General features: G+C 70.5%; 13 protein-coding genes, 3 tRNA genes and 1 pseudogene. 13 read left to right on the forward strand and 4 right to left on the reverse strand.

Features of this window, described 5'->3' with window-relative positions; genetic code table 11:
- Positions 1-482: 482 nt before the first annotated feature.
- The 5 genes from ACZOOI_RS42830 to ACZOOI_RS42850 all read left to right on the forward strand — a co-directional run bounded on the left by ACZOOI_RS42830 (position 483) and on the right by ACZOOI_RS42850 (position 10,971).
- Positions 483-7,817, forward strand: coding sequence for a LamG-like jellyroll fold domain-containing protein (locus ACZOOI_RS42830; protein WP_465282231.1), 7,335 nt, complete (start codon positions 483-485; stop codon positions 7,815-7,817).
- A 429-nt stretch (positions 7,818-8,246) separates the two neighbouring features.
- Positions 8,247-8,319: transfer RNA gene (locus ACZOOI_RS42835), tRNA-Arg, on the forward strand.
- 12 nt (positions 8,320-8,331) lie between these two features.
- Positions 8,332-8,405, forward strand: a tRNA-Pro gene (locus ACZOOI_RS42840).
- Between the two features lie 107 nt (positions 8,406-8,512).
- Positions 8,513-8,585 (forward strand) — tRNA-Glu (locus ACZOOI_RS42845).
- 1 nt (position 8,586) lies between these two features.
- A complete protein-coding gene (locus ACZOOI_RS42850; RefSeq protein WP_465282232.1) occupies positions 8,587-10,971 on the forward strand; it encodes a hypothetical protein in 2,385 nt (794 codons plus the stop codon).
- Between the two features lie 444 nt (positions 10,972-11,415).
- Here ACZOOI_RS42850 and ACZOOI_RS42855 read toward each other — a convergent pair whose 3' ends face one another.
- A complete protein-coding gene (locus ACZOOI_RS42855; protein WP_465282233.1) occupies positions 11,416-11,625 on the reverse strand; it encodes a hypothetical protein in 210 nt (69 codons plus the stop codon).
- A 398-nt stretch (positions 11,626-12,023) separates the two neighbouring features.
- On the opposite strand from ACZOOI_RS42855, the gene ACZOOI_RS42860 reads away from it, so the two are divergent.
- Positions 12,024-14,078 carry an APC family permease gene (locus tag ACZOOI_RS42860; RefSeq protein ID WP_465282234.1) on the forward strand — a complete coding sequence of 685 codons (2,055 nt, stop codon included), beginning with the start codon at positions 12,024-12,026 and terminating at the stop codon, positions 14,076-14,078.
- 288 nt (positions 14,079-14,366) lie between these two features.
- Here the strand turns inward: ACZOOI_RS42860 and ACZOOI_RS42865 are convergent, their stop codons facing one another.
- The gene (locus ACZOOI_RS42865) at positions 14,367-15,839 is read right to left on the reverse strand and encodes a hypothetical protein (RefSeq protein ID WP_465282235.1); all 1,473 of its coding nucleotides are present in this window, start codon (positions 15,837-15,839) and stop codon (positions 14,367-14,369) included.
- Positions 15,840-16,427: 588 nt separating this feature from the next.
- On the opposite strand from ACZOOI_RS42865, the pseudogene ACZOOI_RS42870 reads away from it, so the two are divergent.
- The 4 genes and pseudogenes from ACZOOI_RS42870 to ACZOOI_RS42885 all read left to right on the forward strand — a co-directional run.
- Positions 16,428-16,689, forward strand: a pseudogene (locus tag ACZOOI_RS42870) (serine hydrolase); the annotation flags it as partial.
- Between the two features lie 418 nt (positions 16,690-17,107).
- On the forward strand, positions 17,108-17,542 hold the full coding sequence (locus tag ACZOOI_RS42875; RefSeq protein ID WP_465282236.1) for an Hsp20/alpha crystallin family protein: 435 nt from the start codon (positions 17,108-17,110) through the stop codon (positions 17,540-17,542).
- A gap of 267 nt (positions 17,543-17,809) precedes the next feature.
- Positions 17,810-18,232 carry an Hsp20/alpha crystallin family protein gene (locus ACZOOI_RS42880; RefSeq protein ID WP_465282237.1) on the forward strand — a complete coding sequence of 141 codons (423 nt, stop codon included), beginning with the start codon at positions 17,810-17,812 and terminating at the stop codon, positions 18,230-18,232.
- Between the two features lie 704 nt (positions 18,233-18,936).
- Complete coding sequence (locus ACZOOI_RS42885; RefSeq protein WP_465282238.1) at positions 18,937-19,242, forward strand: ATP-binding protein; 306 nt, start codon at positions 18,937-18,939, stop codon at positions 19,240-19,242.
- A 494-nt stretch (positions 19,243-19,736) separates the two neighbouring features.
- On the opposite strand, the gene ACZOOI_RS42890 is transcribed toward ACZOOI_RS42885, so the two are convergent.
- Positions 19,737-20,645 carry a hypothetical protein gene (locus ACZOOI_RS42890; RefSeq protein WP_465282239.1) on the reverse strand — a complete coding sequence of 303 codons (909 nt, stop codon included), beginning with the start codon at positions 20,643-20,645 and terminating at the stop codon, positions 19,737-19,739.
- A 393-nt stretch (positions 20,646-21,038) separates the two neighbouring features.
- Here ACZOOI_RS42890 and ACZOOI_RS42895 point away from each other — a divergent pair, with 393 nt between their 5' ends.
- Positions 21,039-22,625 carry a PP2C family protein-serine/threonine phosphatase gene (locus tag ACZOOI_RS42895; protein WP_465282240.1) on the forward strand — a complete coding sequence of 529 codons (1,587 nt, stop codon included), beginning with the start codon at positions 21,039-21,041 and terminating at the stop codon, positions 22,623-22,625.
- 343 nt (positions 22,626-22,968) lie between these two features.
- Positions 22,969-23,436 (forward strand): MarR family winged helix-turn-helix transcriptional regulator, encoded by a 468-nt coding sequence (locus ACZOOI_RS42900; protein ID WP_465282241.1) that lies wholly within the window; start codon positions 22,969-22,971, stop codon positions 23,434-23,436.
- Between the two features lie 318 nt (positions 23,437-23,754).
- Here the strand turns inward: ACZOOI_RS42900 and ACZOOI_RS42905 are convergent, their stop codons facing one another.
- Positions 23,755-24,999 (reverse strand): PP2C family protein-serine/threonine phosphatase, encoded by a 1,245-nt coding sequence (locus tag ACZOOI_RS42905; protein WP_465282242.1) that lies wholly within the window; start codon positions 24,997-24,999, stop codon positions 23,755-23,757.
- 172 nt (positions 25,000-25,171) lie between these two features.
- On the opposite strand from ACZOOI_RS42905, the gene ACZOOI_RS42910 reads away from it, so the two are divergent.
- A complete protein-coding gene (locus ACZOOI_RS42910; protein ID WP_465282243.1) occupies positions 25,172-25,660 on the forward strand; it encodes a MarR family transcriptional regulator in 489 nt (162 codons plus the stop codon).
- The last annotated feature ends 83 nt before the right edge of the window (positions 25,661-25,743 follow it).

Raw genomic sequence — 25,743 nt, forward strand, 5'->3', positions numbered from 1 at the left:
CGACGACACCGACATCCCTGCAGAAGAACGTGTTCGACATCGTGCGCCCACCGAGACACGCGGCAATCGTCCGCTCCAGGGCCGGAGTCGTGGTGCGTGAATGGCACGCGATCGACTGCCCGCAGTTCCGGGAGCCGGCTATGCGCGGTGGCGAACGCGGTTGTCGGCAGCGGTGGTTACGCCGTCGCCGGTCCGAGGCACGGGGGAGTCATGCGACCGGGGCGACCGGAGTGACCGGGGCGACCGGGGCAACCGCACCACCGAGACCCGCAGGTCCCGCCGCGTACAGCAATTCATTCATCAACTTCCCTGGTGCACAGACCAGTTCGCCCATCGATCGGATAGCCCGACCGCCTTCCCCGAACAGCTTCCCGATGCCAGACTGACGGGCGCCCCGCTGGGGGCACCAAGGCCGTGACGCGCCGCTTCGGGCCGGGGGACGGGGCCCGAAGCGGTTGGCGTGCGTGTGAAGGGGGACTCGCATGGCACTACAGGACTCCGTGCTCAAGGTCTACGGCGACCGGTCGTACGCGCATGTGACGATGGTGCGCCACCAGGGCACGACGGTGGCGTTCGCCATGGACGCGGCCCGGCGGATCGTCTATTCCGTGCTGGACCTGTCCGGGCAGCAGGCGGCCAAGGGCGAGCTGGATGCGGCCTACTGGAGCGGAAATCCGATCGAGCCGGCGTTTCCCCGGGAACTGGCCGAAGTGGGTTTCGCCGTCGTCGGCGCCACAGCGATGCCGACGGTCAAGCGGGGCGGCATCGAAGCGGCCGCCGACGATCAACCCGCGCCCGGCGATATCGACACCTATCTGTCCACGACGGCGCGGCTGACGGCGTCCGCCCCGTTCCACGTACTGTCCGACGGCACCTACGTGATCGTGCTGCGCCAGTCGATCGGGAACGCGCACCCGGACGCGGTGTACAAGCTGACCGGCGGCGGCTGCTCCGGCAGCGTGTCCCGGACCGACTATGTGCTCGACGGCACCAAGAAAGTGCCGCTGGTGCGCGACACCCTGCTGTGCGACCGGTTCGTGCTGGTGGAGGGCAAGCTGAAGCCGGTACTCGAAGTACGGTACCGGCGCAGCAGGCACGCCACCCGCCCCGAATCGAACAAGGACACCCTCGGTACCGAGGACATGGAAGGCCGTCCGTTCCATGAGCCGACTCAGGAGCTGTCGTTCGTCCGCAACCTGAGTCAGGGCCGCTTCGCCGCGGTGCTCGTGCCCACGGCGGTCAGTGGTATCCAGCGGTGGCAGTTCTTCGCCCACAACGACGCCACCGGCCGCGTGGACTGCTTCAACGTCGAACAGGGCGCCCAGGGGCTGTTCAACACGCAGGGAACCAGGTTCTACACGAGCCCGGATCCGGTCTACCGGGACGCGGTGTTCGAACGGAGCCCGGGGACGTGCCCGTTCACCAAGCGCGAGTTGGTGCCGGTGGTGGGCGCCGGGAATCACGCCGAGACGGCGCTGCGTCTGAACGGCACGGACGCCGGCGTCGAGCTGGGTGATCCGGAGGTGTTGCGCTTCGGCGGGAAGCCGTACTCGATCGAGGCGTGGGAGCCCGCCGAGTTCGCGGACAGCCCCGTGCTGGCCAAGGGGTCGGCGTACCAGCTCGGCCTGAACGCGAACGGCACGGTGTACCTCTCGCACGACGCGGCGCCGTGGCTGATCGCCTCCGCGGAGGCCATCCCGAAGGACACGTACACCCACATCGCCGGCACCTTCGACGGCAAGACCGCGAAGGTGTACGTCAACGGCAAACTCTCCGGCAGCGGGGACATGCCGTTCAGGGACGACAGCGGGGCAATCGCGCTGATCGGCAAAAAGGTGTATCAGGGCAGGGCTGTCAGCCACTTCAAGGGCGACATCGACGAGGTCCGGATCTGGAACCGGGCGCGCCCCGCGGCCGAGATCGCGGCGGAAATGAACCACCGATTGATCGGCAACGAGCCGGGGCTGGTGGCCTATTACCGGTTCGACGAAGGTACCGGCACCATCGCGTACGACCAGACGGACCGCGCGCTGCACGGCACACTGCGCGGCGACGCGCGTTGGACCGGCTCGGACGCCCCGCTGCGCGATCACCCGGGCGTGCGGCGCGACAGCTTCGGCCTGAAGGGACGCACGGTGGTCTCCGGCATGTCGGCCCTTCTGTACCACCAGCAGGAGAAGGCCCTCGCCGGTTACGGCACCACGGCCAAGCCGACCAAGCGGCAGGCCAGGGTGATGCTGGCGTTCGCCGCCAAGGACGGCCAGGACGCGTGCATGGCGACCCTGGACTTCGGCGTCGGCCGCGACGGCCGGCTGAGCCAGGTACCCGACGTGCTGGATCCGGCGCTGCTCAAGCGGCCGGCGAAGGCGGACGACTCCGATCGCATCGCCGTCCTCCAGCAGTCGGTCAAGCAGTTGGAGAAGGACATCGCCCTCCTGCCTCCGGAGATCACCCGGCTGACCCCGCTGTCCGCCATGCTGCCCGAGGCCCAGGCCGCCTACGACCGGCTGGACCGCGAAGTGGCCCTGTACCAGGGGCAGTACGACGCCGAGAAGGACCTGGTGACGGCCTGGAATCATGAGCTGTTCTTCAAGCTGCCGCGCGTCCGGGAGGGGAAGACCTGGCAGCAGAAAGTCCTGGTCCAAGGAGCGCCTAGCACGCCAGGAACGTTGCTGGCTGTGGAAGCCGACGCGCAAGACGTCCGGATCTGGACCGTCGATGCCGTTGGTGAGACCCAGGACGGCAGGCCTTGCTATCGGCTGGTGTTCAGCTCGTGGAACATGGACATGTGTGTCAGCGGTGACTCGACCGCCGAGAACGCGACCTTGACGGTGAGGCCGCGCCGGCCCGACAACCACAGCGCGCAGTTCCAGTTGCTTCCCGACGGCGAGTACGTACGTATCGTCAACCGCAAGAGCAAGCTCGCGGTCACATCCCTCGACTCGCTGGCCTCCAACTGGGTGGTTCAGACGAGCGGCGGTCTGAAGAACGACACGGGCCTCCTGCGGATGAAGCGCGTCTCCCTGAAGTCCGGCGTGGACGTCCTCCTCCAGTCCACCAGGAACAAGCGGGCGACCGCCGAGGCCGCACTGCAGGAAGCGCGCAGCGCCAAACAGCTCGTCGACGAACTGCGGCGTTCGCTGGCCGCCAAAGAAGCCCAGCTGAAGGCCGCCCAGGCAGAGCTGGCCCGACTGTCCGGCGGGCTCCAGGGCGAGGACGACCTGACCGTGCCCATGCCGCCGCTCGGCACGGACCGCACCGGCTTGGGCTTCTCCGGAGCGCTGCTGGACTTCGCACGCGGCAGCGACCGACCCGCCTTGTTGGACAGCGGCACCGGCAATGTCGTGCTGTACTTCCGCGGCGCCGACGACCAGTTCTTCGCGGCCTACTACGACACCGCCGTCACGCGTGGCCTGCAGGAGCTGGCGGCGTCGGACGGCAGCCTCGGCTTCGTCGCCGTCGACGCCGGAATCGCCCTGGAGGGCTATGTCATCAGCGTGAGCGACGGCGACGCACCCGGCCGCTGCGACGTCACCATCACCGCCAAGGGCGACAGCGAGACGTGGCGCTCGCTGCCGCGCAAGGCGAGCCTGATGGCCGCGGTGCTGGCAGGCGAGCCGGGGCAGCAGGTGACGGTGGGCATGGTCGCCCAGGTGACCGGGGACACGGTGCAACTCGCCGAGGCTGCGACGGTCAGGGTGCCGGCGTTCGCCCATCTCGACATCGGCGGCTCCGGGTACGTCGCAGCCGCCGACGTGGCGCTCGGCGGCAAGACGATCACCCTCAAGGCGCCGGGCGCCGCGATCAAACCGGGCGACAAGATCAGCCTGGTGGGCTACGACTACGGCCGGGCCGCATCCAGCCGGACGGGCGTCCTGCTCTCCTCCGGGTCCCGCCTCGTCGGGCTGGCCCCCGGTGGGGTCGAATCCGTCCCCAACGGCACGGCACGGTCCACGATCACCGGGAGCGGCTGCCGCTGGCGAGCCGAAATGCCCGGTCGCGCCTACCTGTTCAACAAGGAGCACTATCTGTCCCTGCCTGCCGAGAAGCTGGACGGGTTCACCACCACCGGCGACCTGACCATGGAGGCCTGGGTCAACCCCGAAGAGGGGCAAGGCAGGATCGTGCACGCCAACACGGGTGACTCGACGTATTCCTTGACGCTCGAACCCGTGGATCTCCCCGTGCAGCACTTCGACGGGGCCACCCGACTCGAGCTGACCGGCGCGCTCGACCTGTCCAACCGGGACTTCACCGTCGAGCTGTGGGCCAAGCGGAGCGACGCGCGCGGCGGCACCGAGCCGTTCCTCTCGCACGGGAACATGGGCGGTGCGGCGGGACAGAGCCTGCACCTGAACATGACCCCGCAGAACACGGTCAAGTTCGGGCTGTACAGCGACGACCTGGTGACCACGCAGACCTATCCGGACCTGGACTGGCACCACTGGGCCGCGGTGTACGTGCACGCCAAGCGCGAGCAGATCCTCTACCGTGACGGCGCCGAGATCGCCCGCCGCACCACGGCGGGCCCCTACACCGGGAACGGGCCGCTGGTCCTGGGCTGTCAACCCTTCTCCAACGAGTACTTCAAGGGCCAGATCGACGAAGTCCGCGTGTTCGGACGGGTCCGCACCCCTGAGGAGATCTCCGCCGAACGCCACCAGCGGGTGCCCGACAGCGCCCCCGGTCTGCTGGGCCACTGGACCTTCCGCGGAAACGGCCCGACGGCCTCGCCGATCAAGGGCTACCAGGTGGTCGCGCGGGTCGGCGGCCACGTGCTGCGCTCGGCCGAGCGTTTCCCCTGCAACGAATGGGCGCATCTGGCAGCGGCCTTCACCCAGTCCTGGGCGATCCGGCAGGCCGGCAACCCCGGCCTGGAGGTGGCCCCGCACAGCGCGCTCGACGTGACCGGCGACCTCACGATCGAGGTGTTCCTCCAGGTCGACAAGCTGGGCGCACCCGTGGACCTGGTCACCAAGGGGCGCGCCGTCGACGGCGGTTCGGGCGGTGTCCCGTACCAGTTGGGGCTCACCGCCGACGGGCGGGTCGAGTTCGCCTTCGCGGAGGCGGAGGGCAATGCCGTCCGGTACACCTCGAACACGGCGCTCCAAGCCGGCGCGTTCCACCGCGTCACCGTGGTGCGGCAGACGCTCCAGGCCGAGGCCCCCACCGCCGGCCAGGCGGCCACCTCCCCGTTTCCCGCACAGGAGATCCGCCTCTACCTCGACGGCAGGGCGGACGGGAGCCACCGCTACACCGGTGCCGGCGCGCAATCCAACCGCAACGGGGTGGAAATCGGCCACCGGCTGCGCGGCGTCCTGGGCGAGGTGCGGCTGTGGAGCGTGGCCCGCAAACCCGAACAGCTCGGCCTCGCGGTCACCGGCCGCGACAGAGGACTGGTGGCACGCTGGTCGTTCGACGAGAACGCCGGGAACATCGCCGCCGACACCGCCGGCAGCCACCCGGCAAAGCTGCGCGGCGGCGCGCGCTGGGTCCGCGACCCGGACCCGAAGTCCAGCGTCCTGCGCCTGTACCGCAACGGCGAGGCGTTGACCACCAACTCGGGGCGCTTCCCGCAGGACACGCTCCCGTTCGGGGACAAGCAACTCACCCTCGGCGCATGGATGTACTCCGGTCGGACGCTGTATCCGCTGGCCGGAACCCTGGAGGAGGTCCGGATCTGGCGCACCGTGCGCACCCGCGAACAGATCCTCGACACCATGTTCACCCGCGTGCGCGGCGGCAAGCAGGACCTCCTCGGCTACTGGCCCTTCGACCGGGACTCCACGGCCCCGGGCGCGACGGTCGTGCGCGACGAGGGCCTGCGCGGCAACAACCTGGCCCTCCCGGCGAAACCACCACGGATCCAGCTGTCCACCGCACCCATCTCCACCGACACCGCCGAGGTGCGTTCGGCGCTCGCCGCGATCCGCACCCCCTTCCACGACAGCATCGCCGCAGCACCCGCGGCCGCCGAGTACTCCGACCTGCAGTACGGCCCCAATGGCGAGGCGAACGGCGTGCTCAAACGCTGCTATGCCTACATCCGTGACGGCCGCTGGCACCTGGTCACCGGGTACAAGGTCGGTGACCTGACCACCGAATGGGTCGGCCAGGTGCAGTTCGACCCGCAGCTGATCGGCTTCATCGAGGGCGCCCCGCCGGTGCCGTCGGAGAACCTCACCGGCAAGGACGACGGCTACGCCGACGCCTCGTCGGTGGAGTTCACCGAGGCCGACCAAGTCGTCCAGAGCCTGTCCTCCAGCAGGAGCCGCAGCGTCGACGCCGCGTTCAACGCCTCGCTGGGTCTGGAGGGCGGCGGGGTGATCCTGTCGATCACAGCTCCGCTCGGAATGGGCATCGCGACGCCCATGGAGTCCACCGTGAAGACCGTCATGAGCTTCGGCCTGGAGTTCTCGAACACCTGGAGCAGCGACACCAAGGTCACTCGGGGGCTGAACACCACGACCAAGGCCCGGATGGCGCTGACCGGGCACGCCGAAGACCCCGCACGCCTGCTCAACGCCGCCATCGGCCGACGGTACGTACCCGCGAACACCGGCATGGCGCTGGTCCAGTCGCAGACCGCCGACGTTTTCGCGTTGCGCCTGGCGCACACCGGAACCCTGGTCGCCTACCGCATGCAGCCCAACCCCGACATCCCCCGGGACTGGAACATCATCCACTTCCCGATCAATCCCCGATACGTCAAACAGGGAACCCTGGACGGCGCCGTCGGATCCGACAGCCGCGGCAAGGTCACCGACCCGGACTACCCGACCGCCACCGGCTACGGCGAGTACAGCTACTTCAAGCCCCGCGACGCCTACGCGCTCAAGCGCCGCGTCGTCCGCGACCAGCAGCGCCTGCACGCGTACTACCAGTCCGTCTCGACCGAGACCCGCGACCACGACCCGACCCACGACCAGGCCAAGGCCGTGCTGCGCAGCATGGGCGTCGACGGCGGCACCGACGCCGGGTCCAACCGCGGACCGACCGGCGGCAGGGCGGCCACGGGCTTCTCCCGTCGGGATTTGGTCAACACCTACGTGTGGACCGCACGCGGTGGATTCTTCGCCGAGACCACAGAGGCCACGGACGCCGTCACCGAGACCACGTCCGGTTCCTACACGTTCAACATGAAGGGGAGCCTCGGCGTCGAGTTCATCGGATCGGTCAGCGGCGTGGGCATCTCGACCAAGTTCGACGCCTCGTTGGGCGGCGGCTTCAGCGTCACCCGCGCCCGCGGCAAGGACACGACCCGCACGTTCGGCCTCGCCGTCAACTGCACGCCCTCGGGCGACCTGCAGCAACGCGACAAGGACGGCAAGCCGGCGTACGACGCCGCGAACAAGCCGGTCCTGGTGCCCGGGAAGGTGGACGCCTACCGGTTCCTCACGTTCTATCTCGGCGAGGACAGCACCAACTTCGACGACTTCTACCAGAAGGTCGTCGACCCGCTCTGGCTGGCCAACAGCGGCGCCCCCGACGCCGCCGCCCTACGCCAAACCCAGCAGAGCGCCGCCAAGCCGCCGTGCTGGCGGATCCTGCACCGGGTCACCTACGTGAGCCGAGTGCTCCCGCCGATTCCGCCGCCCGGTGCGCCGCCGTTGGACAAGGCGATGCGCGCCGAGAACATCGACAGCAACTACGAATTGATCAAGCGCCTCGAACCGTATGTCCGCACCGCCACCAAGAATGCCGCCGACCTCGCCGCCGCGACCCGCAGCGCGCTGGCCGCCCACCTGCCCGAACTCCTGCCCCACGCCCCCGAAATCATCGACTACCTCGGCCAGTACTACGGCGTGGAACTCTGACCACCCCCGGCTCTCCGCATCCGCGGAGAGCCGGGGCAACCCGAACTCTCGTCCAGTGCACAACAGCACCTGCACCCCGGGGCCGATGACGTCGGGGATCGTGCGATCGGCGGCGGCGATTTCCTCGCGAGTGCAGCGCTGGGTCACGCCCCCGGTCTCGATAACGAAGGTCTGTGGTAGCAGGGTCGTCAGGCAGCCGTTCGATTCCGAAGTCGGGTGCCTGTTTCGGTGGGGAGGCCAGGGTGGAAACCTGCAAGGCGTAGAGATGCTGCCGGAGTTGAGCCGGGCCCCAGTCGAGGCCGATCACGGGGCGCCGGGGACACACGGCGAACCATGGCCGCCGTACGCGCCGTGCGGATAACCCCGTTGCCCCGCCCGCGGCTCGGCCCTAATGTCGTCCTCGTCGGCGGATACTTCGCCGGCGCACCACAACGTGTAGCTCAGTCAGTAGAGCACCGGGCTTCGGACCCGGAGGGCGCGGGGGCGGGACCCGCCACGTTGGCGAACACGACAACGGCGTGTAGCTCAGTCAGGGAGAGCACCGGGCTTGGGACCCGGAGGGCGCGGGGGCGGGACCCGCCACGTCGGCGACATCGGAACGCGGCGGCATGGGGAGCGGCCCGGAGAACTCCGGGCCCGTAACCCGCACAACGCGGCGGGGCGCGCGGTGCCCGCCGTGCCGACCACACCGACCACGACGTGTAGCTCAGTCAGTAGAGCACCGGGCTCTCATCCCGGAGGGCGCGGGGGCAGGGCCCGCCACGTCGGCATGAACGAGATTCACGTGCAGCCCGTCGCCAACCCCGGCTATGCGGATTGGCAGTTGGCCAAGGCATTCCACACCGCCGCCTCCCACGAGAGCCAGGCGACCCGGCTTCGCGCCGAGGAGCGCGTGCGCCGCTGGACGCAGGTCGCCCGCGGCATGGCCGACGGCTCGTTGGCCATCGGCTCGCGCACGCCCGTGCGCGGGCTTCCCGCGTGGGTCACTCCGGAGGTCGTGCGCGGCGGGTTCGCCACCGGCGACGCCGCGGCCGGCGGGCCGTGGACCGCACACGAGGCCGAGGTCGCCGCCCGCGCGGGGCTGCGTACCGGCGATCGACTCGCGGTGTTCCGGTACTTCCTCACCGACGCGGGCCTGGCCGAGCTTCACACGATGCTCGACACCGGCCGGTATCACGTCGCGGTGCCCGAGGAGGCCGCGCTCCTTACCATCGCGTGGCTGCTGCGCGCCGGGGACCGCTTCGCGGCGCTCACCCTGCTCGACGAGATCGCGCCGTACGCGGACCGCCTCCGCTTCCTGCCGGGCCCCAGCGACACGCCGGTGCCCGACGGCTCCGCCGTGCACCGCGAGTCCGTGGGCTCGTTGCGGGCCACGCTCGGTGCGCGGCGTCCCAAGCCCGCGGTCGAGGCGATGAACGAGGCGCTGACCGTGTGGAACCCGTTCGCCGACCAGTTGCTCGCGCACTGGCTGGAGACCGTCGAGGACGGCTGGCTCGACGCGGTCCGACCGGCGGGCTGGATCGAACGCGGCCGTGAACTCCTGCAGCGCTACCGGCGTTTGGCGGCGCAGCACACGCTGTGCACCAAGCACCGCAACCCCAGGGAAAACTTGGCGATCCTGCTGGCCGCCCTGGCCGAGGCGCTCGGTGACACACGGGCCGGTGATGTGCGCAGCGCCGGAACCCACATCGCGGACGGCCGCGCCGCCCACACTGCCGGGCCCCACACTGCCGGACCCCGCGCCGGCATCCGCGCGAACGTCGGTGCGCGTGGGGCGGCCCGCCCCGGCCTGCTCCGGCACGCCGTCGACGCGATGGTCGCCAAGCGCGGCGCGCCCGGCTCGCCGCCGCACGCCGCACTGCGGGCCCGTCAGGCCGAGGACGCCTCGACCGCGACGCTCCACGAGCTGGCACGCGTCCTCATCACCCGGTTGGCGAACCTGCGCGACGACGCGGGTCTGCCCGACACGGCGTGGCTGCTCGTACCGGTGACCGACGAGGAAGCCGAGCGAACCGGCGTGCGCGCGGGCAGCCCGATCCCGGACAGCCTGCGTCACTCGGTCGAGCGCGCGCTGAGCGCGCCCGTCGCGACGCTCGTCGAGCGCGGCATCGTGCCGTCGGCCGAGGTGCTGGCCGAGCTGGTCCCGCAACTGGTCGCCGCGACAACCGCGTTGGCCTACCACGACCCGGCGCTGCGCACGCTGATGACCGCGGGGTACGGGGCGTTCGCCGAGCGTCGGTCGCTGCTGCTCCTCAACCTGGAGCACCAGGTGCGGCTGGAGGAGTTGCCGTGGGTGCGGGCGGTGTCCGCGTACCGGCGGGTGTCGACCGACACCGCGGGAAACGCCTGGGAGGCGTTGACCGAGCTGGGCACGCTGACGGTGCGCGCCTTCCCGGGCACGATCGTCCCGAACCCGCTGCTCCAGGAGCTCGGTTCGCTCGCGCGGCAGGCCGGGGTCAAGGCGGTGTTCACCGAGGAACTCGCGGCGGACATCTTCATGGGCACGTTCTCCGCGAAGTTCCTGCGCGCCGCGCAGGACGCCGCGGTACTGCTCGAAGGGTCGCTGTACGCGCGGTACTACGGCATCGACTACGCCGCGATCCGGACGATCGACGACGTCAAGCGCGAGCGTGGGTTCGCGGCGAACACCTCGGACGCCTTCGCCGAGCTGTGCCGGGAGCGGGCCGACGTCGATCCGCGGGGCCGCTGGTGGGTCGCGGCGAACGGGAAGGTCATCGAGCAGGCGCAGATCCTCACCACGCACAACCTCGCCGCGCTCGTGTACCCCATCGGGGTGGAGCCGGCGGAGGGCTGGGCGGAGCCGGCACGGGGCGCGTACCGCACGGTGTGCCGTCTGGTGCAGCAGATCGCCGGAAACCCGCGATCGCTCGGCACCGTCAAGGACGCCGCTTACGCGTGGCGGCAGACGCTGTTCTTCCTGTCCCTGTGCGGGCTGGAGGACCAGTTCGCGGTGATCGCGTGGATGGCGCAGGAGACGGCGCGGCGGCCGGAGCACACCGTGCGCCGCCTCGCGCCGGTTCTGGCCGGGCTGCGGCATGTGTTCACGGGCGGCAGCCTGGACGATCCGGCGGTGCCGAACGTCCGGCGGTTCCTCGGCTGGGCCACGGACGGGCACTGGATCCGCGACGTGTGACGCGCGGGCGCCGCAGCCGCGGCGCCCATGGTCGGGCGCAGACGCAGACGCAGTCGGGCCGGGGCAGGCGGTGCCGCTCGTCCAGGCGTCACCGCGACCTCGGGCTGCCTCGATCCGGTCGAGGGGTGGAGTCTCACATCGACCACGTGCCACACCAGGTGGGCGCCGCCGGGCCCCGCCGGCACAGGCCCCGTCGCCGGGAATCTCCACGATGTCCTCGGCGTCGCTGCGCGCGGTGTCCGGGCTGTCGCCGTAACCCCGGCGATCCATCAGGAGGAGCCGCCGACCCCCGCCGGGTCGATACCCCGCATCACCGGCGGTCTCGTCGACCCGGCACACCCGTGGGGTGGTCGTCGTCGCGGTGTGGGCGGTGAGCCGGCGGGCCGACGCATCCGCCCGCAACCACCCGACTCCCACCCCGACGCCGTCGCACCCGTCAACCGCTCAACACCCGCCGCCGCCACCGCGCATCCAGGCGGTGCTGCCGAGAGCCCGGTCACCGGCCTCGGCCCGGTCCCGCTCGCCACCCCCCGAGACACGCAACAGGTCCCGAGGACCCTCACCGGCGTCCCGGCGGCCGAACGAGAGAACCACCAACAACGCGATCGCGCCCAGCAGCACTACCCCGACGACGACCAACATCACTGCGTCCACGTCAACTCCCCCTTCACAGAGGGCACATCGCCCCCACAGTCCATGTTCCGCCACACGGCATCCCGCGAACGCCGCGCCATCTGAACATTCGGCAAACAAAGGCGAAAGACGCAGGGCCTCCGAGCCGGCCGGCGGATTGGGCTGCGAGTGGGCCGAGTGGGCCACGCCGGAAAGCCACGGCGAGCCCGATGCGGCGGTGCGGCGGAAGCGAAGGGGCGGGTGTTGCCGGCGCGAGGCTTCGGCCGGTCGGTGGTCGGGATGTCCGTCGAGATCGTGATGTGGCGTCGGGGCGGTTCGTCGGCGTGTCGTGACGAACTGCCGCTTTGGCTGGTCGGGGACGTCTGCCTTCGCCGAGTCGTGGCGCTTGGCGCGTCCGATATGCCCTTACGCTCACCGCCGTGGGAAGAACTGTGGACGCGTTGAAGCGAGCGGTGATCGGTCGGGCCCTGCCGAGCGAGGGATTGCAGGAGACCCTGCTGTCCAAGCGGTTGGCGTTGCCGATCTTCGCTTCCGACCCGTTGTCGTCGGTGGCGTACGCGACGCAGGAAATCCTGCTGGTGCTGACCCTGGGCGGGGTCGCGTACCTGTACCTGACGACGTGGATCGCGGTGGCGGTGGTGACGCTGATGGCGGTGGTGGTGCTGTCGTATCGCCAGGTCGTGCACGCCTACCCCTCCGGCGGCGGCTCCTACGAGGTGGTCGCCACCAACCTGGGCCCCTCCGCCGGTCTGGTGGTGGCGGCGTCGCTGATGGTCGACTACGTGATGACGGTTGCCGTCTCGGTGGCCTCCGGGGTGGACAACATCATCTCCGCGGTGCCGGCCGTGAACGAGTACCGCACCGGGATGGCGGTGGGTTTCGTCGTGTTGTTGGCGGCGGTGAACCTGCGCGGGGTCCGTGAGTCGGGGCGCGCGTTCGCCGCCCCCACCTACCTGTTCGTCGCCGGCGTGCTGATCATGTGCGCCACGGGGCTGTTCCGGTGGGCCGTCGGGGACGCCCCGGTGGCGGAGTCCGCCGCCTACGGTGTCGAACCGGAAGCGGGCGAGGAACATCTCGCGGGCTTTGCCCTGCTGATGCTCGCGCTGCGGGCGTTCTCCAGCGGTTGCACCGCGCTCACCGGTGTGGAAGCCATCTCCAACGGAGTGCCGGCCTTCCGCAAGCCCAAGTCCCGCAACGCCGCCACCACCATGACCGTGATGGGACTGATCGCGGTGGTGATGTTCTCCGGCATCACCGCGCTCGCTCTGATCTCCGATGTCCACATCACCGAGGACACCTGCCGGCTGACCGGGACGAGCGGCGACTGCCACACCACACCCCAGCGCACCGTCATCGCCCAACTCGCCGCCGCGATCTTCGGCGGGGAGCACAGCATCGGCTTCTTCTACATCCAGGCCGCCACCGCCCTGGTGCTGGTCCTGGCCGCGAACACCGCGTTCAACGGCTTCCCGCTGCTCGCCTCGATCCTGGCCCAACACCGCTACCTGCCCCGCCAGTTGCACACCCGCGGCGACCGCCTCGCGTTCTCCAACGGCATCATCGCCCTCGCGCTGGTCGCGGCCGGCCTGTTGTGGGCCTACCAGGCATCGGTCACCAGCCTGATCCACCTCTACATCCTGGGCGTCTTCACCTCCTTCACCCTCTCCCAGACCGGCATGGTCCGGCACTGGAACCGCGCCCTGCGCGACGAGAACGACCCCCTCGTACGCCGCCGCCACCACACCGCGCGCGCCATCAACGGGCTGGGGGCGGTGGTCACGGGCCTGGTCCTGGTCATCGTGCTGCTCACCAAGTTCACCGAGGGCGCCTACCTCGCGGTGATCGCGGCGGTGGTCCTGTGGGTGATGATGCGCGGGATCCGCCGGCACTACGACAGCGCGGCGCAGGAGATGGCCGTCACCGATCCGGTGGCGGAGAGTGTTCTGCCGCCGCGCGTGCGCGCGGTCGTCCTGGTCTCCAAGGTCCACAAACCGACCCTGCGGGCCCTGGCCTACGCCAAGGCGTTCCACCCGGACGAACTGGAGGCACTCACCGTGGTCGTCGACCGCGAGGAGGCCGACGACCTGCGGGCGCAATGGGACGACTTCGGCATCGAGGTTCCCCTGACGATGCTGGACTCCCCCTACCGCGAACTCACCCGTCCGGTCGTGGGGCACGTGCGCGCCATGCACCAGGCCCACCCCCGCGACCTGGTCGGCGTGTTCATCCCCGAGTACGTGGTGGGGCACTGGTGGGAGAACCTCCTGCACAACCAGTCCGCGCTGTGGCTCAAGAGCCGACTCCTGTTCACCCCGGGCGTGATGGTGATCAGCGTCCCGTGGCAACTCAAGTCGTCCGAGAACGCCCGGCGTCCCATCGCCCGCGCCCCCGGCGCCGCCCGACGCGGTGAACCCGCACCCGCCCCCTGGGCATCCTCGAAGTCCACCGACCACCCCGAGTCGAACCGGCACTGAGCGCACCCAAAACCGTTCGTGCCACCCGATCCGGACCCGCACCCCAACCCGCCCGCCGCGGTGGCTTGCCCGGGCGCGGGCCGAAAAAAACGACACCGGCGATGATCGGCCTCAAGGACGTCCTGGAGTGCGAACCCGGAACCCGCGTACTCCTGGCCTCCCTCGGCATCGACGGCAACTGGTCCGCCGCCGTTCTGGAGGTGTGACGGGCGGCTCCGACCGAGCACGCCGGCCAATGTCGAGGTGGCCGTCGCCGATGCCGACCGTGTCGACTCGCCGAGAGCGTTGTCAGCGACAAACGCGCGCACGCCGGGGTCGCGATCCGGGCGCCACGCGGTACTCCGCCAGACGTGGGCGCAGCCCCGCCCAGGTCAGCACGGCCGCACCCAACGCCAACCCGGCTACCAGGACGCCCCGGCCGTGCAGACCGTCGAGACCGCCGTTCGTGGCCGAATCCATGTGCGCCCGGTTGATCGCGGTCACCGTCTCCAAAGCCCGAATGAGCCGGTCGAACGCCCAGTTGGAGTTGTTCTCCCGGTAGCTGGTGTTGAAGTCGATGGCCGCCCGCACGTCCCCTCGGGCGACCATCGAGCGCATGTGCCGGTCGAACCTCTCGTAGGTGGTGTACCAAAGCAACGCGTCTTCGGCAGCCATGCGCTCGCCTGCGAAGGTGATGTTGCGGAACTCGCGGCCGAACTCCCCCACGAACGGCGGTTCGACGCCGGTCGCGTACTTGCCGACGTCGGCCGCAGCCTCGGCAAGTGCCCGGTCGTAGAGGTCGAAACGAATGTCGAATCCGGCCAGTTGCTGCGACTTGTCCGCGAACGCCTGCTCGGCCTCGTCCTCGTGGGCGCGATCGACGAGGAACCGGCTCTCGTCACCGTTGGCATTCTTCGCGATCGCGCCCGCACGGGTGAGAGCGAGCACCGAGTCGAACGAGTCCTCCTTCGCGACCCGCAATCGCTCGGCCGACGACAACGCCGTACTCGTGCCCACCGAGACCAGCACCACCACAAGCACCGTGGCCGCCATGATCGCGGGATTGAACACGCGATGGGTCCGCGCGAACAGCCAGACCTGGCCGCCGACCAACACGAGCAGGGCGGCGACCCCAGGGACCAGCGCCCACATTCCCAGCCCGCGCGCCTGTCCTCGGCGATCCACGTAGGCTCGATCGACCGTGCGGGCGTTCGCCTCCACCAGTCGATCGGCCTCGGGCAGCAGCATCCCGCGCATCAAGTCGGCGGCCTGGCGCAGCAGCGGCAACGCCGGTGAGGCGTCGGTCAACACACGCACGTCCGACTGGCGATCGAGCAGCATCACCTGACCGGCGAGGTTGTCGTACGCCCCCATATACCGGAGCAGGTGGCGCAGCGCGGCCTGGGCATCCGCCCTGCGGGCCCCCACCGCGCTCTCCTCGACGGCGTCGCCCACAGCCTTGCGATCTGCCGCGTAGTTGGCCAACGCCTGATCGCGATCGAACCCGAGACCCTTCTCGTCGCCGATCAACACCACGTTCGCCAACTCGGTGTCCATCCCGGCCAACGCACCGTGCAGAGCGTTCGCCGACACCACCCGCGGGCCCGCGTCACGTCCCACCACCCGCAAGCCGTCCCCGGCCGACGAGAAGGCCGCCACCAGGACACCCACGCAGGCAAAGAGCGGCACCCCCACGGCCACGACGAGCAGTCGCAGCAGCATCGGCGTCGAAAGCCGCCGCGAAACGCGCCATCTTCGACGTCCGGACGAGAACGGCGCCAAGCCGGAATTCGACGCCCTCGACCCGCCGCCCGGCCGCCAACGCGGCACCCCGCTCCCGTTGGAGCCCGATCCACTGAAGCCCGATCCGCCGCCCGCCGCGCCCGCCATCCCCCGCATGGCTACGACGCTAGGGACGTCGCCGGTGCTGCCGACCGGCCGATACACGGTCCGTACGCGCAGGCCCCGAATCCGAACACATTCCTGACGCACGAGGAGCGTCCGTCCGGCAATCGTGCTTCTTCGAAGGTAGGGACGATGGCCGCGACGGGGTACGACCAGGCGGGGCGGGAGGGAGCTGCGGCCGACGTCCACCGCGCGGGACGCCCCGCGCCCGTCGCGCGAAACTCGGTCGGGGGGCGGTCCGAACGCCCCGAAACCCGTGTCCGGCGCGGCTGCTTCGCGTTGACTCGGACGGCGGGTGGTGGCAGTTCGTAGGGGCGCGGGCCGGGTCTTTCTTCCCCGAGGACCCGGCCCGCGCCCGAGGGGTCTCCTGCCCGGGGGTGAGCGGTTCATGGGTCGCCCGTTCCGGTGAATCCCGGTGGGCCGCACGAGAACCACAGCCGGCCGGCCCGGTGACCAGGCAGGCCGCGCAGCGTCGTCCATCTGTCACACGGTCAGGGGCAGACCGGCGGCTGGGGTTTCGGCATGACGGTGCGCACCTACCGAGGTGACTACGCGCCCGTCGGCCAGTTCGGTTGGGACGGCGGAGCCGGCACCACGATCTACGCCGACCCGCACAACCAGCTTGGCGGCATCCTGCTCACCCAGACCGGGATGTTCACCCCGGACTCGGCGCGGGCCATGCCGGATTCTTTTCTGGACCACGCTCTACCAGGCGATCGACGACTGACCTGCCAACCTGGTCGGGGTCGGCCCGGCAGAAGATCCCGACCAGTCCGACCTTCGCCGCCTCCCGGACCTCACTCGAACCGCGGTTGGCCCTGGGAAGGGGCCTGGTCAGGATTTGGGCTCCCGCGTCCGATTCTGGGTGGGTGGTTTCCGTCCCCGACGCATCGCCCACGGAGCACAACGACCCGTCGTTCGTCGGCTACATCGTCGACACACCGGTATCGGGTGGCGGTACCGGCGGCGGCCTGCTCGACGGGTCGCGGTGGGCGGAGGCTCGGTTCACACCCATGGGCGACCCACCATCATCCTTGTCATCGTTCTGATGACATTTCACTTGTCATCGTTTGGATGACATGTTAGAAAGGTGTCGTACAAAACGCATCGGCGGTTCCCGCCGGACCAGTGGAGGTGTTTCCGAGATGTTGATGCGTACCGACCCCTTCCGTGAACTCGACCGGCTCGCCCAGCAGCTGACGGGGGTGTCCGGTACCTGGTCCAGGCCCTCGGCGATGCCGATGGACGCCTACCGCGAGGGCGAGGAGTACGTGATCGCCCTCGATCTGCCGGGTGTCGCGAAGGACGCGATCGATATCGACGTGGAGCGGAACATGCTCACCGTCAGGGCCGAGCGCCGGCCGGTGGCGAAGGCCGACGACGCGCAGTTGGAGCTGTCCGAGCGGCCCCTGGGCGTCTTCTCCCGCCAACTGGTGCTGGCCGACACCCTGGACACCGAGCGCATCACGGCCGACTACGACGCCGGGGTGCTGACGCTGCGCATCCCGATCGCCGAGCGCGCCAAGCCCCGCAAGATCGCGATCGTCGGGGAATCCGAGCACAAGCAGATCAGCGGCTGAGGAGCCGGCTCCCCGACCGCGCGAACGGCGGAGGACGGGCATCCATCGCCCCTCGGGTCCCGCCCTCCGCCTGATCCATTTCGGCCGTCCCGAGCACACGGGACCCCCAGCCGGAAGGTGGACGCTTCCCGAGTCGGGCGGCATGCCGGAGTGGTCGGGGGTCGGAGGTCGGGTGGAGTCCATCGAGGTGTGTCGACGCCCGGCGGTGCCGGCTGGGCAGGAAAGTGTCGTTGGAATGTACCGAGTACGAGGAAGGAGTGACCGACGGTGCCGGTGCGTACCGATCCCTTCCGTGAACTGGATCGATTGACGCAGCAGGTCTTCGCAGCGGCCTCCGGGCCGGCGACGATGCCGATGGATGCTTTCCGCGAGGGGGAAGCCTTCGTCGTGGAACTGGATCTGCCGGGCGTGGACCCCGAGAGCATCGATCTCCACGTGGAGCATGACGCGCTTTCGGTCCGAGCCGAGCGCCGTTCGAGCGCGGGCGAGGACGCGGAGGTCCTGATCGCCGAACGCCCCGCCGGCTCGTTCGGCCGACAACTGTTCCTGGGCGAGCACCTGGACACCGAACACATCGAGGCCGCCTACGACGCCGGTGTCCTGCGCCTGCGGATTCCGCTCGCCGAGCGTGCCAAGCCCCGCAGGATCGCGATCGGCGGCAATGGCGGCCGCGGGCAGATCGAGAACTGATCCGAACGCGCGGGTCATCGATGATCCCCGCCACCGGTGATCCGCGCGACGAACAAGAACGGCTCCGACCGCGCGTTGCCGCGATCGGAGCTTGTTTTCGTCATCCCTCGCGGGGCACAGCCCGCACGACACGCTGCCGGCGAATTGTGGGACCCCGCGGAGGGCACCCGCCTGCGGTTACAGCAATCCGGCCTCCGGCGTGGGCGGTTCAACCCGATCGAGACCGAACGAGCCGATCGAACGGGCGAACAGACCGGCCGACGGTGCATCCGGGAGCGACCCACGGGCGGCCACTGATGCCCGATCCGTGACCGGGTCGGGCATCGGTGGGCCGGCGGGTGTCAGGTGCCGAGGTACTCGAAAGCCGACCGATGACCACGTGTCGCCCTCGGTGTCGGCGGCCTTCTCTCCGGATCGGCGGGATCGACCGATACGTGATCGAGCACCGGCCCGGGCTCTCGATTCGCGTAGGTCTGTGGTGGGTTTTTCGGGGTAGACGGGCCACGGGGTTTGGGGTGTTCTGAGAGGCGGGCGGCATGGGGCGGATTGCGGACGGTGCGGATCGGCGGTCGCCGGCGAGGGTCGTCGTTTCGGCGTCGGCAGTGTTCGGGGACGGTGAGAGCGTCTGCCGCGCACGGGAGCTGGCCGGGGCTTTTCTTCGTGATGTGCAGGCGGTGCACGGGCTGCCGGTGTCGGAGCGCGTGATGGACACGGTGCGGCTGGTGGTGAGCGAGTTGGTGACCAACGCCCGCAGGTACGCGCCCGGTCCGTGTCTGTTGACGTTGGAGGTGCGGGACGGCGCGGTCGAGGTGAGCGTGTGGGATGGCGATCCGACGCCGCCGGCGGTTCTCGCGCCCGATCCGGGCCGGATCGGGCGACACGGTCTGGAGATCGTGATGGCGGTGTGTCGAAGCTTCGCGGTGCACCGCGACCCTGTGGGCAAGCGGATCTGCGCGTCCGTCGTGCTGGCCGACGATCCGGGCGGGCACGTCGCCGGCCGCCGGCCCTGAGGGCCCGCGGCACCGCGCACGCACGCACGGCCGCCGCCGTCGAACGGGTCGGGGTCCTACCGGCATTGGTGTCGAAGAAGCGGTCCCTGAGGCGACGGTCGGGTTCGACGGGTCGAGGCTGGTGGCGTTGTGCTCCAGCGTGCCGCCGGGGCGGCAACGCGGCGTGATGGGCGGGATCGCCGAACAGCGCCCGGCCCGCGTACTCGACGCGGTCACGACGGCGTTGATGGAGGCCCTGATCCGATGATCGCGGCACCGGGCGATGTGACCCAGCCGCGGCAACAGGGCCGAGAACCCACGTGCGAGCACGCCCCTCGACGACCGTCGACCACCTGGGCCCGAGGGGTTCTCTCCCGGTCCGTTGAGCTTGGAGCTGCCCCGTGTGAGCGACATGTCGTCGATCGCCACCGTTGGTTGCGCGAGGGCGACCATTTCGGCTTTCGATTCGACCCTGGGCAACGCCGGCGTCGGGCCCGGGGGTTCGGCCGGTGGGCTCAGAGGTAGGGGGCGCAGAGCGAGGTGGTCATCGACACCATCACGTACGTGGTGCCGAATTGGGAGAACGGTCGGAATTGTGCCTGGAGGGTGAGCGCGTGGTCGCCCGACTGTTTCGTCCAGTGTGGGTTGTCGGGGCCGGTGTTCGGGGTCCGTGCCCAACCGCGTGCTTCGGCGCCGGTCGCGATGAGTTCGGTGAGTGTTCGGCCGTCGGCGGGCGGCGACTGCACGTGTCCGGGGGGCACTTCGATCCGCTCGGTCACGCCGACGCCGGGACCGCCTCGCCCGCAGGGCGATACGAACTGATAGAGCCCCTGTCCAACCTTGGTCACCCACCGGATCTCGGGGCCGGCACGGGCCGGCAGGGCTGCGTCGATCTCGTCGAGCACGGGGATGGCGGCCTCCACGAACGGCGCCAGGGCCAGCCGCTGTCGTTCGGTGATCTCGGGATCGAGAACCGAGCCCGGATCGAACGACGGCGCCCCGGCTGCCTCGGCATCGCACTCGCCTCGCACGCTCGAACGCACCACCGTTCCCCGGGCGGTGCCCACCACGGCGACGCTGAACCGGTCGCCCTGGACGAACGCGGTGACAGGTCCGTGTACCTCGTGCGGCACCAGGCCGCAGGCCAACCCGAGTTCGCGCAGACGGCGGCCGGCCCCGGCGGCGTCGGCGGCTATCGGTGTACTCGACCACGCACTCTCCGCCGTGCCGCCGTCCTCCACCGTGATCTCGCATTTCTCGCGTTCGAATTCCACCCGCGTGCCGGGAGCGAGCGCGTCGACCAACTCGCGGACCGGCGCCGGCTCATGCTCACCGAGCGGTTGGTGCCATCCGCCCGGACCGCCACATCGAGCCAACGCGAGCAGGCCGATCAGCGCCATGACCACCGCGATACGCACACCCACGACCACCGGCGTGCTCTCGCCGGTGGTGCTCCGCCGAGATCCCCATCCACCGCGCGGAGTTGCCGCCATGAGCCGTTCCTCTCCCCGTACCCACCCCCATGTGGCGCCTCTTCATTGACCTCCGCCGAACCGGCCCGCGCCACCGGGAACTCCCTCAGGGAAAGGGCGCAACATCCGGCTCCGCGGTGAATGCGGCATCGGTGGTTCTTCCCCGAGGCTGATGCCGTCGTGATCACATTGCTGCCTCCCGATGCACGACCCAAGCGTGCCCCGTTCGAGTGCCAGGGTTCCGTTCCGGTTACGTGCCCTGTGATCCGGCCCATACCCCGGTGTCTGACGCGACCGGCTACTGTTGCCGGGGTGCAATAGTTTGTCGAGCGAAGGGACTGGGTGATGGAGGCACTTGGGGCGTTCGCGGGGGCCGCGCGGTGGGTGGGGGAGCCCCTGCTGCTCGTCGACGGCACGGGGCGTGTGCGCGCGGTCAATGCCGCCACCACGACACTACTGGGGGCCGGCGCCGCCGGCCGGACGCTCGCGTCCCTGGTTCTCGACCCGGACGCCGACGTGGGGCGGTGTCTGCGGCACTGGCGCTCGACCGCGGAGCCGGTGCCGGCCACGTTGACCTTCCGGTCCGATGGCGCGCTCGCCGGACCCAAGACCTGTCTGGGACATCGCACGTCCGCCGGGGGAGACGTCGTCGTGCGGGTCGCCGCCTCGGAGTTCGCTCCCTTGGAGGGGCGCGCGGACGAGCGGTTGCGCCGGTTGTACGCGCTGTCCGCGGTGCTCGCCGCCGCGGTCTCCCTGCGGGAGGTCGCGCAGGTGGTGCGCGAGGACGCGCCGAGCCTGATCGGGGTCCGCTCGGCGACCCTGGGCCTGCACCTGCACCGCCTGTTGCCCCTTCGCGAGAGCGGCGAGGCCGCCTCGGCGACGGACGAGCCGTGGCTCGATCTCGACGAGCCGGGCAACCTGGAGGTCCTGAACGCACCCCACCCCGATGCCCGAACCGACGGCCCGCCCGCGGCGGACGCCCCGCACGTGATGCTGTTGACGCTCACCGGCCATCGTCCCGAACCCTTGGGGATCCTGCGGCTGGAACTCGAGGCCGTACCGCCGCCGGACGAGGCGGCGCACGTGGAGGTGATGGCCCGTCAGATCGCCCAGGCTCTCTCCCGGGCCGGTCTGTACGAGCACGAACACCGACTGGCGCAGCGCCTGCAGCTCAGTCTGCTGCCGGATCTGCCCCGACTGCCCGAGTTGACGGTCGCCGCGCGCTACGCCGCCGGCGCGGACCAGGTGGCGGTCGGCGGCGACTGGTACGACCTGTTCCGCCTGCCGCAGGGGCGGATCGGCATGGCGATCGGCGACGTCGCCGGCCACGGGCTGACCGAGGCCACCGAGATGGCGCAACTGCGCAGCGTCCTGCGGGCCGCCGCGCTGCGGGTGGGGGACAGACCGCAGGACGTGATGGCAGAGGTGAACGCCTTCATCTGCGCGTACCTGCCCGAGCGCACCGCCACCGCCTGCTACCTGGTCTACGACCCGGCACGCGGGCTGCTGCGCTACACCAACGCCGGCCACATGCCGCCCCTGCTGCTCTCCCCGGGCAACGCTCCGCGTCTGCTGCCGGGGCGGGTCCCTCTGCTGGGCCTGCCTGGTGTCGCGCCCGGGCCCTGCGGAGAGGTGGAGATCGAGCGGGGGTCCACGCTGTTGCTCTACACCGACGGCCTTATCGAGCGACGCGGGCAGTCGTTGGACGAGGGGTTCGCGTTCCTGTCCGCTCTGGTCGCGGATGCCCACGACATGGCGCCGGACATGTTGTGTCGTCTTCTGGTCGACGGCCGGGACGGGTCGTGGCCGGACGATCGGGCCCTGATGGCCGTGCGGTTCGAGGTCGCCGGTTCCGAGCCCGGGTTCGTGTGTCCGGCCTCGGGCGTTCGGCGAACCAAGGCCCCCGGGACGGCAGTGCCCGTCGTTCGCTGAGGTGGACGGCCCGTGAACCGGCGGCGATGAACGACGTCGTCGGGACATCGCACGAGGAGGGTCGTCCTCTCGGGACAATCGACACGGTCCCGACGTCCCCCGTTCGTGCCGGGCCGGGCTGGGTACCCGCAGTACGACCGACGCAGTGTCCGATCGGAAGAGATACCTCTGTGGACCACCGCACCGATGTTCCGGCCCCGCCCGGCGAGCCTTCGAGCAGTGCGGCGGGAGGGCCGGCCGAGGAAGGAAGGGCCGGGCGGAGAATCCGGCAGGAGGCCTGGGAGCGTGATCGGTGGCGGGTCGGATGCGCTTTCATGCCGGGCGGCGCGGGTTGAGCCCAGGCATGGACATTCTCGGATCGGACGGCGAGGCGCGTGCGGCCGCCGCGACGGTGGCCGATGCGGCGCGGGCCCTGGTGCGGGTGTGGTCGCGCTCTCCGGAGACGGTCTCGCCCCGGCTGTCGCCCTCCCAGTTGCGGGCTCTGCAGGCGGTCGACAAGCTGCCCGGGATCAACCTCACCCGCCTGGCGGTGGAGGTGGGCGCGGCCCTGCCCGCCGCGAGTCGGTTGTGCGACCGGCTCGCGGCCGCCGGGCTGTTGGAACGAATCCCCGCGCCGGCGAGCCGGCGCGAGGTGATGCTGGCGGTGACCGGGGCGGGGCTGCGCCTGTTGGACGAGGTCGCCGAACGCCGCCGCGAGGACCTGCTCGAGGTGTTGGAGACGATGCCCGTCGAGAGCCGCGTCGAACTGGTCCGCGGGCTCCGCGCGTTCGAGGCGGCCGCGTCCGCCGTCCACCCGCCCGGCCCCATCTGAGCAGAGTGCGGGCCGCCCTCCCGGCGGAGCCCCGGACCGGACCCGTCGGGCGGGACGAGACGCCCGCGCCGGATCCGGGGCCGTGCTGTCGCCGAGGAGTTCGACCACGCCCCGACGACCGCGCGGGCGCTGCACGGCGTCACGGCCCCGGGCGCAGCGCCCCTGCCGTGGCGGTGGCGCTGCCGGAGCCGGTGTGTGCATCGCGTGCGCCGAAGACGCGACAGCCGGTTCCCGGTCCGACGGCGGAGCCCGCCGGCCGATCGGATGTCCTCGACGCGATCGGGCGTCCTCGACCGGTCCGAGTGCCGAGGCGTGCGCTCACTGCGGATCGCGAGGCGGTGCGTCGAGGGGGGTGGGTCGGCCCTGGTGCGGGTCGGGATCCGAGGGTGCGGAATGATCAGCGCCGGGCCTGCCGTACCAGTCCAGGCAGACGATCAGGGCGTCGTCGTCGGGGACGGGTCGTCCGCGGTGGCCGGTGAGTTCGCGCAGGACCGCGCGGGGCATCTCGGCGGGCGGCAGCAGCCGGGTGGCGTTGATCGCGCGGGCGAGTGCGCGGTCGCCGTAGGCTTCGCCGGCCGGTGAGGCGACGGCGTGGACGCCGTCGCTGACGAACACGAGACGATCGCCGGGCCTGACGTGGAACTCCTGCGCCGTGTAGTCGGTCTCCTCGAACATGCCCAGGGGCAGTTGCGCGTCGAAGTCGACCGGTGCCACGGCCCCGTCGCGCAGGAGCAGCAGGCGCGGGGAGCCGGCGTCGACCACGGTGACGCGTCCGGTGGCCAGTTCGAAGTCCAGCAGCAGGACGGACAGGTAGGCGTTGCCCTGGTGCTGGGCGAAGACGGCCTGGTCGGCGAGGGCGGCCTGGTCGGCGATGGGGATGCCGGCGCGCCGGGCGTTGCGTAGGGCGTTGATGGTGAGGTTGGTGAGGAGGGCGGCGTCGATGCCTTCGCCCATGCCGTTGGTGACGGTCAGGGAGAGGTGGTCGGCGGTGGCGGACCAGTCGAAGTTGTCGCCGTGCACGGCGTAGGCGGGCTCGAGTTGGGCGCCGATGGCGTATTCCTCGCGGCTGCAGGCTCGTCCGGGCAGGAGTTGCCACTGCATTTCGGCCGCCAGGGTCAGGCGGTCCTTGCGTCGGGCCTGGAGGTAGAGGTCGGTGTCGCGTTCGGCGACGGTGACCGCGTGGGCGAGCATCTCGGCGATGTCGGCGAGTTCGGCTCGGATCGCGGACGAGCAGGCGTCGGTGGGCAGGGCGACGGTGAGCACGCCGAGGCGGTCGCCGCGTACGGTCACCGGGAAGTGCACGACGGTGGCCTGGTCCTGTTCCTCGTGGACGGGCTCCTGCGCGCCGAAGGCGCGTCCCTGAGGGCTGTTGTGCACGGAGAGGGGTTCGGTGGTGTAAGGCAGCACGGACACCGGTTGCAGGACGGTCAGGCCGTAGTCGGCCATCAGCAGGTCGACGGATTGTGCCCGGTAGTGCCTGGTCAGCACGCGGCGGAGCGCGTCGAGCAGGTCGTGCGGGGGCGCGGCGCGCAACGCGCGTTCGGCCTCTTCGTAGCCATTCACAGTCTTCTTCAGCCGTTCTCTGCGGGGGACGCGGGATGACGCCCTCATGCGTGTCCGCGGAACGGCCCACACCGTCTGTCGGATCAACCGCTTTTATAGCGTCTATTGTGGTTGGGGCGCGGCCCTGGGGCCGGCGGCACTCGTGGTGGGACGTCAGAGTAAGGCGGTGAGCGTGGCTACCTCCCCTCGGCACGAACATTCGGACGGGACCGCGCGCGTGACGACCGCGGCGGCCGAACTGCTCGAGGTGCTGTTGGGGCGTGCGTCCACGGCCCCCGTCTCCGCCTCGCAGCTGCGCGCGTTGTTCCTGCTCGAGCAGCACGACGGAATCAACCTGCGCACGTTGGCCGACGGCCTGCGGTCCACGCCCTCCTCGACGAGCCGCCTGTGCGACCGCCTGCACGCGGTGGGATTCGTCGAGCGCCTGCCCAGTGCCAGCAGTCGCCGTGAACTGCAGTTGCGGCTGAGCCGACGGGGCCACGCCTTCCTGGCCGACCTGCGGGCCCGCCGCGAACGGGAACTGGCGGTCGTCATCGCGCGCATGCCGGTCGAATCCCGGGCGATGCTGCTGAAGGGCCTCGAATCCCTGTGGGACGCCGCGCTCCTTGTCGCGGACGAGGCCGCGGAAGTCCCGCCCGGTCCCCATGCCCGAACCGCCTGAGGCATTCGACTCGCTGTCGGCCGCTGTCCCATGCCGCCTCCTTTCGTCCGGTGGTCTCACCGGGCCATGAGCGCGCGGATCGG

Source organism: Embleya sp. L77, assembly GCF_055557415.1.

Excerpts from the sequence above, each read along its gene's own strand:
- ACZOOI_RS42830 (WP_465282231.1), top strand. The coding sequence starts at position 483 with ATGGCACTACAGGACTCCGTGCTCAAGGTCTACGGCGACCGGTCGTAC.
- ACZOOI_RS42850 (WP_465282232.1), top strand. The coding sequence starts at position 8,587 with ATGAACGAGATTCACGTGCAGCCCGTCGCCAACCCCGGCTATGCGGAT.
- ACZOOI_RS42875 (WP_465282236.1), top strand. The coding sequence starts at position 17,108 with ATGTTGATGCGTACCGACCCCTTCCGTGAACTCGACCGGCTCGCCCAG.
- ACZOOI_RS42885 (WP_465282238.1), top strand. The coding sequence starts at position 18,937 with ATGGACACGGTGCGGCTGGTGGTGAGCGAGTTGGTGACCAACGCCCGC.
- ACZOOI_RS42895 (WP_465282240.1), top strand. The coding sequence starts at position 21,039 with ATGGAGGCACTTGGGGCGTTCGCGGGGGCCGCGCGGTGGGTGGGGGAG.
- ACZOOI_RS42900 (WP_465282241.1), top strand. The coding sequence starts at position 22,969 with ATGGACATTCTCGGATCGGACGGCGAGGCGCGTGCGGCCGCCGCGACG.